Here is a 12,888-nt window from a genome sequence, read left to right on the forward strand (position 1 = left end):
TATACCTGATAATTATTCACTAGATATGCATTTTTGTTGAATAATTAGTGCCTGTAACTCGTTGATATCACGTGATTGAGCTCAATTTATGCATTTTTGCCTCTGGCTGGCACGATGCGTGCAATCTACATTTACAGCGTAATAACTCATAAATTTTAACATTGTTCTTACTTTTAATTTACCGGAAGAGGTCGATATGTCTAAGTCAATTACGCGTAGCAATTTTGATCAATGGATGATGCCGGTATATGCGCCGGCGGCTTTTATTCCGGTACGCGGCGAAGGTTCACGGTTATGGGATCAGCAGGGGAAAGAGTATATCGATTTTGCCGGCGGTATCGCGGTGAATGCGCTGGGACACGCTAACCCACAGCTAGTAAAAGCGCTGACCGAGCAGGCGGGAAAATTCTGGCATACCGGTAACGGTTACACCAATGAACCGGCGCTGCGCCTTGCCAAACAGCTGATCGACGCCACCTTTGCCGACCGCGTTTTCTTCTGTAACTCCGGCGCCGAAGCCAACGAAGCGGCGCTGAAACTGGCGCGTAAATACGCCCACGATCATTACGGCAGCCACAAAAGCGGCATTGTCGCCTTCAAAAACGCTTTCCACGGGCGCACGTTGTTCACCGTCTCCGCCGGCGGTCAGCCTTCCTATTCGCAGGATTTTGCGCCGCTGCCGCCGCAGATCCAGCATGCTACCTATAACGACCTCGACTCGGCGCGCGCGCTGATTAATGACGACACCTGCGCGGTAATCGTCGAGCCGATGCAGGGCGAGGGCGGCGTGGTGCCGGCGAAAGCGGAATTTTTGCGCGGCCTGCGCGAATTGTGTGACCAGCACAACGCGCTGCTGATTTTTGATGAGGTACAAACCGGCGTCGGGCGTACCGGCGAATTGTATGCCTATATGCACTACGGGGTGACGCCGGATGTCCTGTCGACGGCGAAAGCGCTGGGCGGCGGCTTCCCGATCGGCGCGCTGTTGGCGACGGAGAAATGCGCCAGCGTGATGACCGTCGGCACTCATGGTACGACCTACGGCGGTAACCCACTCGCCACTGCTGTTGCCGGGGAACTGCTGTCTATCGTCAATACCCCGACGCTTTTGAACGGCGTTAAACAGCGTCATCAGTGGTTTAGCGAACGCCTGAGCGCGATTAACGCCAGATACGGCCTGTTCAAGGAAATTCGCGGACTGGGGCTGCTGATTGGCTGCGTACTGAACGACGAATATGCCGGAAAAGCAAAAGCCATTAGTACCCAGGCGGCGGAAGACGGGCTGATGGTATTGATAGCCGGGGCAAACGTCGTTCGCTTCGCCCCGGCCCTTAACGTGAGCGAGGAAGAGGTTAACACCGGTCTCGATCGCTTTGAGCTGGCCTGCCGTCACTTCCTTGCGGGAGTTTCATCATGATGGTGATCCGACCGGTTGAAAAAGCCGATTTGCCGGGGCTGATGGCCCTGGCGGGAGAAACCGGCGGCGGCCTGACGTCGCTGCCGGCGGACGAACCCACTCTGGCTGCCCGCATTGAACGCTCCCAGCGGACCTGGCGCGGCGAACTGCCGAAAAGCGAACAGGGCTATGTCTTTGTGCTGGAAGATAGCGTCAGCGGCGCGGTTGTTGGGATCTGCGCGATTGAAGTCGCCGTTGGCCTCAACGATCCCTGGTACAACTATCGGGTCGGCACCCAGGTACATGCTTCAAAAGAGCTCAATGTTTATCACGCGCTGCCGACGCTGTTCCTTAGCAACGATCACACCGGCTGTAGCGAACTCTGCACGCTGTTTCTCGATCCGGCATGGCGTAAAGAGGGCAACGGCTACCTGTTGTCGAAATCGCGACTGCTGTTTATGGCCGGTTTCCGCGACCACTTTAATGACAAAGTGGTCGCCGAGATGCGCGGCGTGATTGATGAGCATGGTTATTCGCCGTTCTGGGAAAGCCTTGGCAAGCGCTTCTTCGCGATAGAATTTTCCCGCGCCGACTATCTCTCCGGCACCGGTAAAAAAGCGTTTATCGCCGCATTAATGCCAAAACATCCGTTATATATCGACTTTCTCTCCGATGAAGCGCGGGCGGTCATCGGCCAGGTTCATCCGCAAACGGCGCCTGCGCGTGCGGTACTGGAAAAAGAAGGCTTCCGTTTTAACAACTACATCGACATTTTTGACGGCGGCCCGACGCTGGAGTGCGAAATTGACCGGGTGCGGGCGATACGCAAAAGCCGCCTGCTGACGGTGGAGGAAGGGCAACCTGCGCCGGGAGAGTGGCCGCAGTGTCTGGTCACCAACGAGCAGTATCAGCAGTTCCGCGCCATCCTGGTCCATGCCGACCCGGATAGCGAAACGTTGCTGCTGAGCGCGCGTGAGCTGGATACGCTGAAATGCCACCCAGGCGACCGCGTACGGATGGTCCGCCTGATCCCCGAGGAGAAAGCATCATGAGTTTATGGATTAACGGCGAATGGCAAAACGGGCGCGGCCCGCAGCGCAGTAAATATAACCCGGTCAACCAGGCGCTGCTGTGGCAGGGGAATGACGCCGACGCCGGGCAGGTCGCGCAGGCGGTTAGCGCCGCGCGTCAGGCTTTTCCCGCCTGGGCCCGCCTGCCATTTAGCGCGCGTCAGGCGATCGTCGAGAAGTTTGCGGCGCTGCTGGAAGCGAACAAAAGCCAGCTGACGGCGATTATTGCCGCCGAGACCGGTAAACCGCGCTGGGAGGCGGCCACGGAAATTACCGCCATGATAAATAAGGTGGCGATCTCGGTGCGCGCCTATCATAGCCGCACCGGCGAGAGCGAGACGGCGATGGCCGACGGCGCCGCCACCCTGCGCCACCGTCCCCACGGGGTACTGGCAGTGTTCGGGCCTTATAATTTCCCGGGCCATTTACCCAACGGACATATTGTACCGGCGCTACTCGCCGGTAATACCATCGTCTTTAAACCCAGTGAGCTTACGCCGCAAAGCGGCGAAGTGGTGGTTAAGCTGTGGGCGGAGGCGGGCTTACCCGCTGGAGTCGTGAATCTACTGCAGGGCGGCCGGGAGACCGGCGAGGCGCTGAGCGGGCAGGTGGATATCGACGGTCTCTTGTTCACCGGCAGTTCCGCGACCGGCTTCCAACTGCACCGTCAACTGGCCGGGCAGCCGCAAAAAATCCTCGCCCTCGAAATGGGCGGTAACAACCCGCTGATTGTTGACGAACCGCAGGATATTGACGCTGCGGTCCACCTGACAATCCAGTCGGCGTTTATCACCGCCGGGCAGCGCTGCACCTGCGCGCGCCGTCTGTTGGTGAAGCGCGGCGCGACGGGCGATGCGTTTTTACAGCGTTTAGTGACGGTGTCACAACGTCTTATTCCCGACGAGTGGGATGCGCAGCCGCAGCCGTTCCTGGGCGGACTGGTATCGCCGCAGGCCGCGCAAAAGGTGCATCAGGCCTGGCTTGGGCACGTGGCGAGCGGCGGACAGACGTTACTGGAGCCGCGCCTGCTGCGCGACGGTACCTCGCTGCTGACACCGGGGATCATCGACATGAGCAACGTGCAGCAGGTGGCGGATGAAGAAGTTTTTGGCCCGCTGTTGTGCGTGTGGCGCTATGACGATTTCGAGCAAGCGATCGCGATGGCTAACGCCACCCGGTTTGGTCTCTCCTGTGGGTTGATTTCCGCCGAGCGCGATAAGTTCGAGCGCCTGTTGCTGGAGGCCCGCGCCGGGATCGTCAACTGGAACAAGCCGCTCACCGGTGCTGCCAGTACCGCGCCGTTTGGCGGAACCGGCGCCTCGGGAAATCATCGTCCAGGCGCCTGGTACGCCGCCGATTATTGCGCCTGGCCGATGGCCAGCCTGGAATCCGCCGAACTGACGCTACCGGAGACGCTCAGTCCGGGGCTGGATTTTTCATCGCAGGCAAGTTGATGAAAGTTCGCGGGGCCGGGATTCTCGGCCCTGCGAGTTTTCCTCGATCCGTTTCAGTAATAAAGGAGGCGTCGTGGACGACTTTCTGGCACTAACTCTGGCGGGGCGCTGGCCGCATCATTTTCATGGCGAAACCGCCCATTTTCGTTGGCACTGGATCGATTGCGGCATCCTGCTGCTGACCCCGCATGCGCGCTGCGAACGTTCACTGGTGCTCTCCTGCGGTATTCACGGCAATGAAACCGCGCCGGTGGAGATAGTCAACGCTTTGCTTCAGCAGTTGTTTAGCGGCGAACTCCCGCTGCGCTGGCGTGTGTTGGTGATATTCGGCAACCCGCCGGCGCTGCGGCAAAATAAACGCTATCTCGATAGCGATATGAACCGCATGTTCGGCGAACGCTGGCGCAAGTTCGCGCCCAGTGGTGAAACGGTGCGGGCGCGGCAGTTGGAAAGCGCTGTGACGCGTTTTTTTAGCGATAGCCATGGCGTGCGCTGGCACCTGGATATGCATACCGCTATTCGCGGCTCGCTGCATCCGCGCTTTGGCGTGTTGCCGGCACGCGAGGAGCCGTGGGGCGAAGATTTTCTCAGCTGGCTTGGCGCGGCCGGGCTGGAGGCGCTGGTGTTCCATCAACAACCGGCGGGAACCTTTACCCACTTTAGCTGCGAACGTTTTGCCGCGCTGGCCTGTACGCTGGAGTTGGGCAAAGCGCTGCCTTTTGGCGACAACGATTTAACCCAGTTCTCAGCGACGCAGCGGGCGTTAAGCAGGCTGTTGGTGGGCGATTTGGCGGTGGAAGAAACGACTGCGCCGCTGCGCTACCGGGTGGTGCAGCAGATCACCCGCCACAGCGACCAGTTCCAGTTGCATATGTCGGGGGAGACGCTCAATTTTACACCGTTCAGCGCCGGGACGCTGTTGGCTGAGGATGGCGAAACGCGCTATGTCGTCGAAAAGGCGCAGGAGTACGTGCTGTTTCCCAACCCCGGCGTAGCGCCAGGGCTACGGGCTGGGCTGATGCTGGAACGGTTGTAATTTCCTTTCTTAACTATTCACAGCCGTTGTTGTTCGCGGTTGTGAATATCGAGTGAAATATGGCTGCGCACCGATCTTATTTATTTGTGCCATTGGCATGGTTTGCGGATTATTCCTGGTTAAATGCTTTTTTTTTAATCTCCACTGTTTTATAATCTTCATAGTTTCCTTATAAAACAGCCTGTTATTTATTTTTTGTTGCATATCCCTCCTCATTTTCCTTATTTTCTCCACAATTGGTGAGAAAATGTTTTTTACACTTTCATTGTTTTACGCTTGCACTGACTAATTGACGATAAAGCGCGTAAAGTTAATCTCGTCAACACGGCAATGCGCCGTCAGAATAACTGATAGTAAGGACATAACCATGAAGAAGATTACTGCTCTGTTTGTTGCCTCTACTCTGGCTCTGGGTGCTGCTAACCTGGCTCACGCGGCCGATACCACCGCTACCACCCAAACCGATAGCAAACCGATGATGCACCATAAAGGTATGCCGGGTCATCACGATATGATGTTCAAAGATCTGAACCTGACCGATGCGCAAAAACAGCAGGTTCGTGACATCATGAAAAGCCAACGCCAGAACATGAAACGTCCGTCCCTTGACGAACGTCGTGCCATGCACGATCTGATCGCCAGCGATACTTTCGACAAAGCGAAAGCCAGCGCGCAGATCGACAAAATGGAAGCGCAGCATAAAGAGATGATGCTTTCCCGCATGGAAACCCAGAACAAGATTTACAACATCCTGACGCCGGAACAGAAAAAACAGTTCAATGCGAATTTTGAGAAGCATCTGACAGAACGTAAAGCGCCGGAAGGTAAAATGCCTGTACCTGCTGAGTAACTCAGCGCGAAGAATGAAGACCGCCGGTCTTGCCCAATCATTGCCAGTAAGGCTTTGGGCAGGGCCGGCGGTTTTTTACGTTTAATCCCGTTGCGTTCAGCCTGCTCGTCTGTTTCTGCGAGTTGCTCGCCATTATCGGAATACATTTATAAAGATACGGTTTATCTCCCCTGTTGATGCACGCTAATATCCCCTCTCGAAGAATATTTATATTTAATATCAAATGTTTATATATATTTATGTAAGAATGGGGTTGCTGAATGGTATCTGCTGGGAGTCAACCGGTTTTAATTGAGTGGAATGTTTTGGCGCTAATCGCCATCATCTCTTTTTATTTTTATCGTTGGCAAAAGGGAACAGGGCGACGGCTTGCTATAGAGCCCAAAGAGCTTCGGGCGGTGGTACCAGGCTTGCTATTAGTCGTGCATCCGGAGTGATGTCATGACGAAATTACTCCTTAAGTTATCGCAACTACTTACTGTCCTATTGTTTTTAATGAATTATATGGCTTTCGCCGCCGATGGTATTGGGGATGTAAAAAAGCCGCGACAGTTCTCAACCACAGCAATACCTTCTTTTGAGCATATCCTTTCATTTGACGTTCTGGCCAGCTTTAATCCCGATGGGAGCATGGAAGTCCAGGAGAATATAAGCGTTTTAGCTATGCGTGGAAGGATCCGCCAGGGCATTTTCCGAACGTTGCCTGATATTTGGGAGCGACGTGATGGTAGAATATTCCGTGCCAACTATACGGTAATGTCAGTATTACTAAACGGCGTTCCAGAGCTTTTTCAGCTTGATCAACAACCGCAAGCAGTGATTGTGCGTATTGGCAGCGCTGGACATATCCTCAGGCCCGGTATCTATCATTATCAAATACGCTATAAAGTGAGTAATCATTTCAGCCGATCTCATGGCAAAGATGAGCTTTACTGGAATGTTACCGGGAGTAGCTGGCCCTGGCCTATCAGTAGGGCCAGTTTTCGTCTGCAGCTTCCGAACGCAAGTGAAAATCTGAACGCTCAAGCAAAAGATCGCCGGTTACACTCCATTGAAGCGTTTTCCGTAATGGTCGGGTCGAAGCGATCTGCAGCGACCATATTACCAGACGGCAGTGTCCGTACTATACGCTCTATGGCAAAAGGTGAGGGTCTAACGGTTGTCTATAGCTGGCCGCAAGCGGTACTGGCTAACGCTCCCCAGCCGAAGGCCGTTGCGCCATTAGTACATTTGTTGATACCTACACCCGAAACCCTGGTGATATGGCTGCCATTATTGCTAATGATTGGCTATTACTATTGCTGGTGGCAAAAAAATGTCATTCAAACCGGCTTAAAGATGCCGGCTATTTTCTCGCTTGATCATGTACCAAATGGTATGACTCCGGGCTATCTGCGTTTTCTTATCCGCCGTGACTATGATGATATTGCTTTCAGTAGCGATGTGCTTGGATTAGTGACCAAGAGGGCGGTCGCGTTAGTAAGTGGAAAACGGGATGCTCTGAGGAAGGCCGGTGTAATACTACGGCTCTCGCTATTAAACACCGCAGGAAACAGCCGTCTGGATCGTGCTGACAAAGCGCTTGTTAGTCAGATTTTTAGTGGAAAGCGAAAAAATCTTCCTCTTTGTACAGGGCATCAACCCTCACTACATAAGGCGCGTCGAAATCAGGAAAAATATTATGATGCGCAGCGTGAGAGGCTTTTTCGTAAGTGGGGGCCACCCCTCAGGCATTGTATTTACCTGTCGCTTTTGATGCCTGCAGTTTGCGCTATTTGGGTGGATTTTCGCATTGCGCTTATCACTATTCCGGTGCTTTTCTTATGGCTGGTAGGAGGGGCAATCTGGTTTTTCCTGGCGAGATTTTTATGTCATCGCCGTGACATGTGGCGTTTTTGGGGGCCAGTTCCTCTTGTTTTAGGATTAATTTTTGGTTCCTTGACGACGTGGGGAGGCTACGTTCTCATGTTTATGCAACCGGTTAATCAGCTCCCGGCTGGATACCTTGGTGGTATGGCGATGGCATTTGCATTTCTCGTATTTGTAAGTTGGCGAACGCCGCGCTATACCCAGCGCGGCTTGAATGAACTCGCCGTTGCTAAAGGGGTGAAACTGTATCTGGCGTCAGCACAAAAAGAAAATCTACACTATCGATACCCGCCTGCTCAAATCATGTCGCATTTCGAAACGCTGTTGCCCGTGGCGGTAGCGCTCGGCTTAGGTAAAGAATGGATGGAGACATTCGCAGACTACCTTAGAGACCACGATATGAACTCGCAATTATTCGCTGGTATTGAGTGGAACGACATAACTCAATTTTGCGAGTGCTGTCATGCTTGTTCAATGGCTGCTGCTAAACCTGACTCTGGAGCTGTTTCACAGGATTTGCCTGACAGTAGTTATGGCTCCAGCGATAGTGGTTTTTCCGATAGTAGCTCTGGGGGAGATGACGGTGGCGGCGGCGGCTGGTAGTAAAGCTATGATCTACGGCCGTTAGGTTTGCCGGAGTTACTTTGCGCCAGAACCCGGCGCAAATTAACGCTTTAAAATGAATGCAGCTGATACTCACCGCTAAGCAAAGGCTTACAAAGGATCTTGTAGCCATCGTGATCGAAACCGGCTGGCAGTGCGGTGAGTTCAGCAGCTTGCGTCAGCGAATCCACCGCGCCCAGCCACAGCCAGTTATGAATGATGTGGTACTGGACCATATCCGGACCGCGCTCCTCCAGCGCCACCGGACCCGCCCACGGCCAGCACACCAGCTGAAGCTTACTCATCTGCGCCAGCAGCCGCTGGTTATGATCTTCGACGCGCTCTCTACCGCAGCAGGCGCCGGCGCAGCGCCCCAGCGCGGAACGAAAACAGGCGCGCCCGCGACTCAGCGGTTCCAGCCCCAGAATGCCGTAACACAGACGGTGCTCATCGGCGATGGTTTGCAGCGCCTGTAATGCCGCGCGGCGGTTAGCGAACAGGCCGTACAGGTGCTGCTGATGGGAGAAATCGACTTCTCGCGCATACACAACTTGCGGTTTACCCGCCTCCAGCAGCCAGGAGCAGAGCTGCTTATTACGCCGCAGTCGTTTATTAAACAGCGGCTGCTGTTCTTTAATTAACCGCGCTTCAAGTAACAGCGCGCCTAATTCCCCGGCGGTCCGCTGCCAGCTGATGCGTCGCGACTGGCGCAGCATGGAGGCTTCATCAGCGGTACGCAAATGCGACAGCACCCGGCTGCGGATATTCACGCTCTTACCGATATAAAGCGGCAGCGTCTCGCTTTCCCCATGGAACTGATACACCCCTGGCAGCTTTGGCAAGGCCTCAAGCCATGGACGTAAGTGTTCGGGGTACTCATAGATTGCCGCCGCTTCAAATTCCAGACGCGGGGCAGATTGTTTTCTGGCCACAACAACTCCTGATACTGTTTATGTATCCAGTATAGCAGGCGAGTTTTACGGCGAAAAGAACAAAAAATAACCCCGGCGCTGGCCGGGGTGCAGGGGAGTAGTTACTTCTTCCAGAAATCGTCGAAGACGGTAATCGGCGGGCGGCGCTTATGCTCGGTTTTCAGATACCAGCCTTCGATGGTTTTGGCGATGTTCTCGTCCAGGGTTTTACCTTCCAGATAGTCATCAATGTTTTCGTAGGTCACGCCCAGCGCGACTTCATCCGGCAGAGAAGGGCGGTCATCTTCGAGGTCGGCGGTCGGCTGCTTCATATAAAGGTGCTCAGGACAGCCCAACTGCGCCAGTAGCTGTTTGCCCTGACGTTTATTGAGACGGAAGATAGGATTAATGTCGGTACCGCCATCGCCGTATTTGGTAAAGAAGCCGGTGATCGCTTCTGCGGCATGATCTGTTCCCACGACCACGCCTTTGGTCATGCCGGCGATACTGTATTGGGCTTTCATTCGCTCACGGGCTTTCTCGTTGCCGCGAACAAAATCGCTCAGCTCAATACCCGCTTCTCGCAACGCCTGCTCGCTGGCCAGCACCGCGCCTTTAATATTGACGGTCAGCACGCGGTCGGGCTGGATAAATTCGATGGCATCCTGGCAATCCTGCTCATCGGCCTGGACGCCATAAGGCAGGCGCACGGCGATAAATTGCAGGCTGCGATCGCCGTTTTCGGCACGCAGCTCATCGATCGCCATCTGGCATAGTTTGCCGGTAAGGGTCGAATCCTGGCCGCCGCTAATGCCGAGCACCAGTGATTTAATGAACGGGTAGGTCTGCAGATAGGATTTCAGGAAATCCACGCTGCGGCGAATTTCGCCTTCGACATCAATCTGCGGCTTCGCGCCCAGCGCCTGAATAATTTGTTGTTGAAGCGTCATTACGCCCTCCGGAAAGTGAGCCTGTATGGCAACCAGCATGGTCTAAAACTACCTCTTTGCTGCTGAAACGACAAGGCTGGTACCGCTGACTGACCGAAAAGAAGGCAACCAATGGCATAGCATTTAATTATGGTGCGGAAGGTAGTTGGAAGTAGAGTGCGCTGCGCCGCTGTTTTTTTGCACATATCTGGTTACCAGAAAAGTTCTGAATTTACATGAATTCGACGTTTGGCTTGAAAAATAACGCTTTTTATTCCAGGCTTAAAACACGCCGATTACATAATGAGGACGGAATATGAACAAAAAATTAGCAGGATTGATGGGCGCAGCGGCAGTATTAACCATGCTGGCGGGGTGTACGGCCTATGACCGCACCAAAGACCAGTTCACACAGCCAGTTGTTAAGGATGTCAAAAAAGGCATGACCCGCAGCCAGGTTATGCAGATTGCCGGTAAACCGTCATCTGAAGTCACCATGATCCACGCACGCGGAACTTGCCAGACTTATATCCTGGGTCAACGGGATGGTAAAATTGAAACCTACTTCGTCGCGCTGGACGAGACCGGTCACGTGATGAACTCCGGCTACCAGACCTGCGCCGAGTACGACACCGATCCGCGTAACAGCAAATAACTACGCGTCACAAGCTGAGAGCTACGAAAGCCCGACCATTGGTCGGGCTTTTTTATGGCGGCTAATGCTTATTTAATTGCGCGAATTATTTGGGGGAAATGTGAGGGTAGTCAAAACGCGAGGTCAATGAGAGACAATTCTGTTCAACAGGGAATTATCCTGCCGCCAAATGTTGCCGTATACTCAATGCATAAACAAAACTAACCGAAAGTTACCAGTCTTACCGGCTCTCAGTCATTGCTGAGGCCCAGGTCCTACAAATTGAGGAAGCGTTCATGGAAAAGAAACATATCTATCTGTTCTGCTCGGCTGGCATGTCCACTTCACTACTGGTCTCCAAAATGCGTGCCCAGGCAGAAAAATATGAAGTCCCGGTAATTATTGAAGCGTATCCTGAAACGCTGGCCGGTGAAAAAGGGCCGGAAGCTGATGTCGTATTATTAGGGCCACAAATTGCGTATATGCTGCCGGAAATCCAACGTTTGCTGCCGAACAAGCCGGTAGAGGTCATTGACTCCATTCTGTACGGTAAAGTTGATGGCTTAGGTGTATTGAAAGCGGCCGTCGCGGCCATTAAGAAAGCTGCTGCACAATAATTTTATTTTTTAAACTCGCGATATTCTGGCGTCTGGTAGTTAATTAATACTAGCCGCCACTATATTCAACAGTTTATTTTCCCGTCAAAGAGTAATTTCATACATCATCGCCGTAATATTTTATTGCGGCTTTTAAGGGTATTGACTATGAGTAAAGTGATCGATTCGCTTGAAAAGGTACTCCTTCCTTTTGCTGTTAAAATAGGAAAGCAACCGCACATTAATGCGATTAAAAACGGCTTTATTAAATTAATGCCGCTGACCCTCGCCGGGGCCATGTTCGTATTAATCAACAACGTTTTTCTGAGCTTTGGTGAAGGTTCTTTCTTTTATTCAATGGGGATTCGCCTGGATGCCTCCACCATTGAAACCTTAAACGGCTTTAAAGCCATCGGCGGTAATGTCTATAACGGTACGTTGGGCATTATGTCGCTGATGGCGCCGTTCTTTATCGGCGCCGCGCTGGCCGAAGAGCGTAAAGTCGACCCCATGGCTGCCGGTCTGCTGGCGGTCGCTGCCTTTATGACCGTCACGCCTTATAGCGTGGGTGAAGCCTACGCCGTTGGCGCCAACTGGCTCGGCGGGCAGAACATTATCTCCGGGATGATTATCGGCCTGGTGGTGGCGGAACTATTCACCTTTGTCATTCGTCGCAACTGGGTCATTAAACTGCCGGATAGCGTGCCGTCATCGGTATCGCGTTCCTTCTCGGCGCTGATCCCGGGCTTCCTGATTTTGTCGGTCTTCGGCATTATTTCGTGGATTCTGTCAAACTACGGCAGCAACTTCCATCAGATCATCATGGACTCCATCTCCACGCCGCTGGCGGCGATGGGCAGCGTCGTTGGCTGGGCGTACGTAATCTTTAACTCCCTGCTGTGGTTCTTCGGGGTGCACGGTTCGCTGGCGCTGACCGCGCTGGATAACGGCATTATGACGCCGTGGGCGCTGGAAAACATCGCGCTGTATAACCAGTATGGTTCTGTCGACGCGGCCATCGAAGCCGGCAAACAGTTCCATTTCTGGGCGAAGCCGATGCTCGACTCCTACATCCTGCTGGGTGGTTCCGGTGCGACGCTGGGTCTGATTATCGCCATCTTCATCGCTTCTCGCCGCGCCGATCATCGTCAGGTCGCTAAGCTGGCGCTGCCGTCAGGCATCTTCCAGATTAACGAACCGATTCTGTTCGGTCTGCCGATCATCATGAACCCGGTCATGTTCATCCCGTTCGTTCTGGTCCAACCGATTCTGGCCGCGATTACGCTGGCCGCTTATAGCCTGGGCATTATCCCACCGGTGACCAACCTGGCCCCGTGGACGATGCCAACCGGTTTGGGCGCTTTCTTTAACAGTAACGGTAGCGTTGCTGCCCTGCTGGTCGCGCTCTTCAACCTTTGTGTCGCTACTGCCGTGTACCTGCCGTTCGTCATCCTGTCGAACAAAGCGCAGAGCACCATCGAGCAGGAAGAAAGCGAAGAAGATATTGCTAACGCACTGAAATTCTGATGTCGAGCGGTAC

Annotated in this window: 11 protein-coding genes and 1 pseudogene; 10 read left to right on the plus strand and 2 right to left on the minus strand. The window is 53.6% G+C overall.

The genetic code is table 11. The features are described 5' to 3' along the window. Positions 1-196: 196 nt before the first annotated feature. From astC to ABLV66_RS10330, 6 genes are all read left to right on the plus strand, one after another. Entirely contained in the window at positions 197-1,417 is a 1,221-nt protein-coding gene (astC, locus tag ABLV66_RS10305; RefSeq protein WP_348876446.1) for a succinylornithine/acetylornithine transaminase, read from the plus strand. Then, entirely contained in the window at positions 1,414-2,448 is a 1,035-nt protein-coding gene (gene astA, locus ABLV66_RS10310) for an arginine N-succinyltransferase (protein WP_032711851.1), read from the plus strand. The genes astC and astA overlap by 4 nt, the downstream gene beginning before the upstream one ends. Next, complete coding sequence (gene astD / locus ABLV66_RS10315) at positions 2,445-3,920, plus strand: succinylglutamate-semialdehyde dehydrogenase (protein ID WP_047045082.1); 1,476 nt, start codon at positions 2,445-2,447, stop codon at positions 3,918-3,920. The genes astA and astD overlap by 4 nt, the downstream gene beginning before the upstream one ends. 73 nt (positions 3,921-3,993) lie before the next feature. Further along, positions 3,994-4,956: a succinylglutamate desuccinylase gene (gene astE / locus ABLV66_RS10320; protein WP_047045078.1), complete on the plus strand. Its 963-nt coding sequence runs from the start codon at positions 3,994-3,996 to the stop codon at positions 4,954-4,956. Positions 4,957-5,323: 367 nt separating this feature from the next. Continuing rightward, complete coding sequence (spy, locus tag ABLV66_RS10325; protein WP_045393240.1) at positions 5,324-5,806, plus strand: ATP-independent periplasmic protein-refolding chaperone Spy; 483 nt, start codon at positions 5,324-5,326, stop codon at positions 5,804-5,806. Between the two features lie 441 nt (positions 5,807-6,247). After that, complete coding sequence (locus tag ABLV66_RS10330) at positions 6,248-8,278, plus strand: DUF2207 domain-containing protein (protein ID WP_047045071.1); 2,031 nt, start codon at positions 6,248-6,250, stop codon at positions 8,276-8,278. A 71-nt stretch (positions 8,279-8,349) separates the two neighbouring features. On the opposite strand, the gene cho is transcribed toward ABLV66_RS10330, so the two are convergent. Together cho and nadE are read right to left on the minus strand one after the other, a co-directional pair. After that, positions 8,350-9,210: an excinuclease Cho gene (gene cho, locus ABLV66_RS10335; protein ID WP_320482685.1), complete on the minus strand. Its 861-nt coding sequence runs from the start codon at positions 9,208-9,210 to the stop codon at positions 8,350-8,352. 101 nt (positions 9,211-9,311) lie between these two features. After that, positions 9,312-10,139, minus strand: a complete 828-nt coding sequence (nadE, locus tag ABLV66_RS10340; protein WP_047077943.1) for an NAD(+) synthase — start codon at positions 10,137-10,139, stop codon at positions 9,312-9,314. Between the two features lie 295 nt (positions 10,140-10,434). Here nadE and osmE point away from each other — a divergent pair, with 295 nt between their 5' ends. From osmE to chbC, 4 genes and pseudogenes are all read left to right on the plus strand, one after another. Next, entirely contained in the window at positions 10,435-10,773 is a 339-nt protein-coding gene (gene osmE / locus ABLV66_RS10345) for an osmotically-inducible lipoprotein OsmE (protein WP_045393231.1), read from the plus strand. Positions 10,774-11,048: 275 nt separating this feature from the next. Then, complete coding sequence (chbB, locus tag ABLV66_RS10350) at positions 11,049-11,369, plus strand: PTS N,N'-diacetylchitobiose transporter subunit IIB (protein ID WP_015366183.1); 321 nt, start codon at positions 11,049-11,051, stop codon at positions 11,367-11,369. Between the two features lie 70 nt (positions 11,370-11,439). After that, a pseudogene (locus ABLV66_RS10355) lies at positions 11,440-11,505 on the plus strand (hypothetical protein); the annotation flags it as partial. A gap of 11 nt (positions 11,506-11,516) precedes the next feature. Further along, positions 11,517-12,875 carry a PTS N,N'-diacetylchitobiose transporter subunit IIC gene (gene chbC / locus ABLV66_RS10360; protein WP_015366184.1) on the plus strand — a complete coding sequence of 453 codons (1,359 nt, stop codon included), beginning with the start codon at positions 11,517-11,519 and terminating at the stop codon, positions 12,873-12,875. Positions 12,876-12,888 lie beyond the last annotated feature (13 nt).

This window comes from Klebsiella sp. CN_Kp073, assembly GCF_040065495.2.
GTDB classification, from domain to species: Bacteria; Pseudomonadota; Gammaproteobacteria; order Enterobacterales; family Enterobacteriaceae; genus Klebsiella; species Klebsiella aerogenes.

What these genes read in the sequence shown, in the direction of transcription:
- astC (WP_348876446.1), top strand. Translation starts at nt 197, where the DNA reads ATGTCTAAGTCAATTACGCGTAGCAATTTTGATCAATGGATGATGCCG.
- astA (WP_032711851.1), top strand. Translation starts at nt 1,414, where the DNA reads ATGATGGTGATCCGACCGGTTGAAAAAGCCGATTTGCCGGGGCTGATG.
- astD (WP_047045082.1), top strand. Translation starts at nt 2,445, where the DNA reads ATGAGTTTATGGATTAACGGCGAATGGCAAAACGGGCGCGGCCCGCAG.
- spy (WP_045393240.1), top strand. Translation starts at nt 5,324, where the DNA reads ATGAAGAAGATTACTGCTCTGTTTGTTGCCTCTACTCTGGCTCTGGGT.
- ABLV66_RS10330 (WP_047045071.1), top strand. Translation starts at nt 6,248, where the DNA reads ATGACGAAATTACTCCTTAAGTTATCGCAACTACTTACTGTCCTATTG.
- nadE (WP_047077943.1), bottom strand. Translation starts at nt 10,139, where the DNA reads ATGACGCTTCAACAACAAATTATTCAGGCGCTGGGCGCGAAGCCGCAG.
- osmE (WP_045393231.1), top strand. Translation starts at nt 10,435, where the DNA reads ATGAACAAAAAATTAGCAGGATTGATGGGCGCAGCGGCAGTATTAACC.
- chbB (WP_015366183.1), top strand. Translation starts at nt 11,049, where the DNA reads ATGGAAAAGAAACATATCTATCTGTTCTGCTCGGCTGGCATGTCCACT.
- chbC (WP_015366184.1), top strand. Translation starts at nt 11,517, where the DNA reads ATGAGTAAAGTGATCGATTCGCTTGAAAAGGTACTCCTTCCTTTTGCT.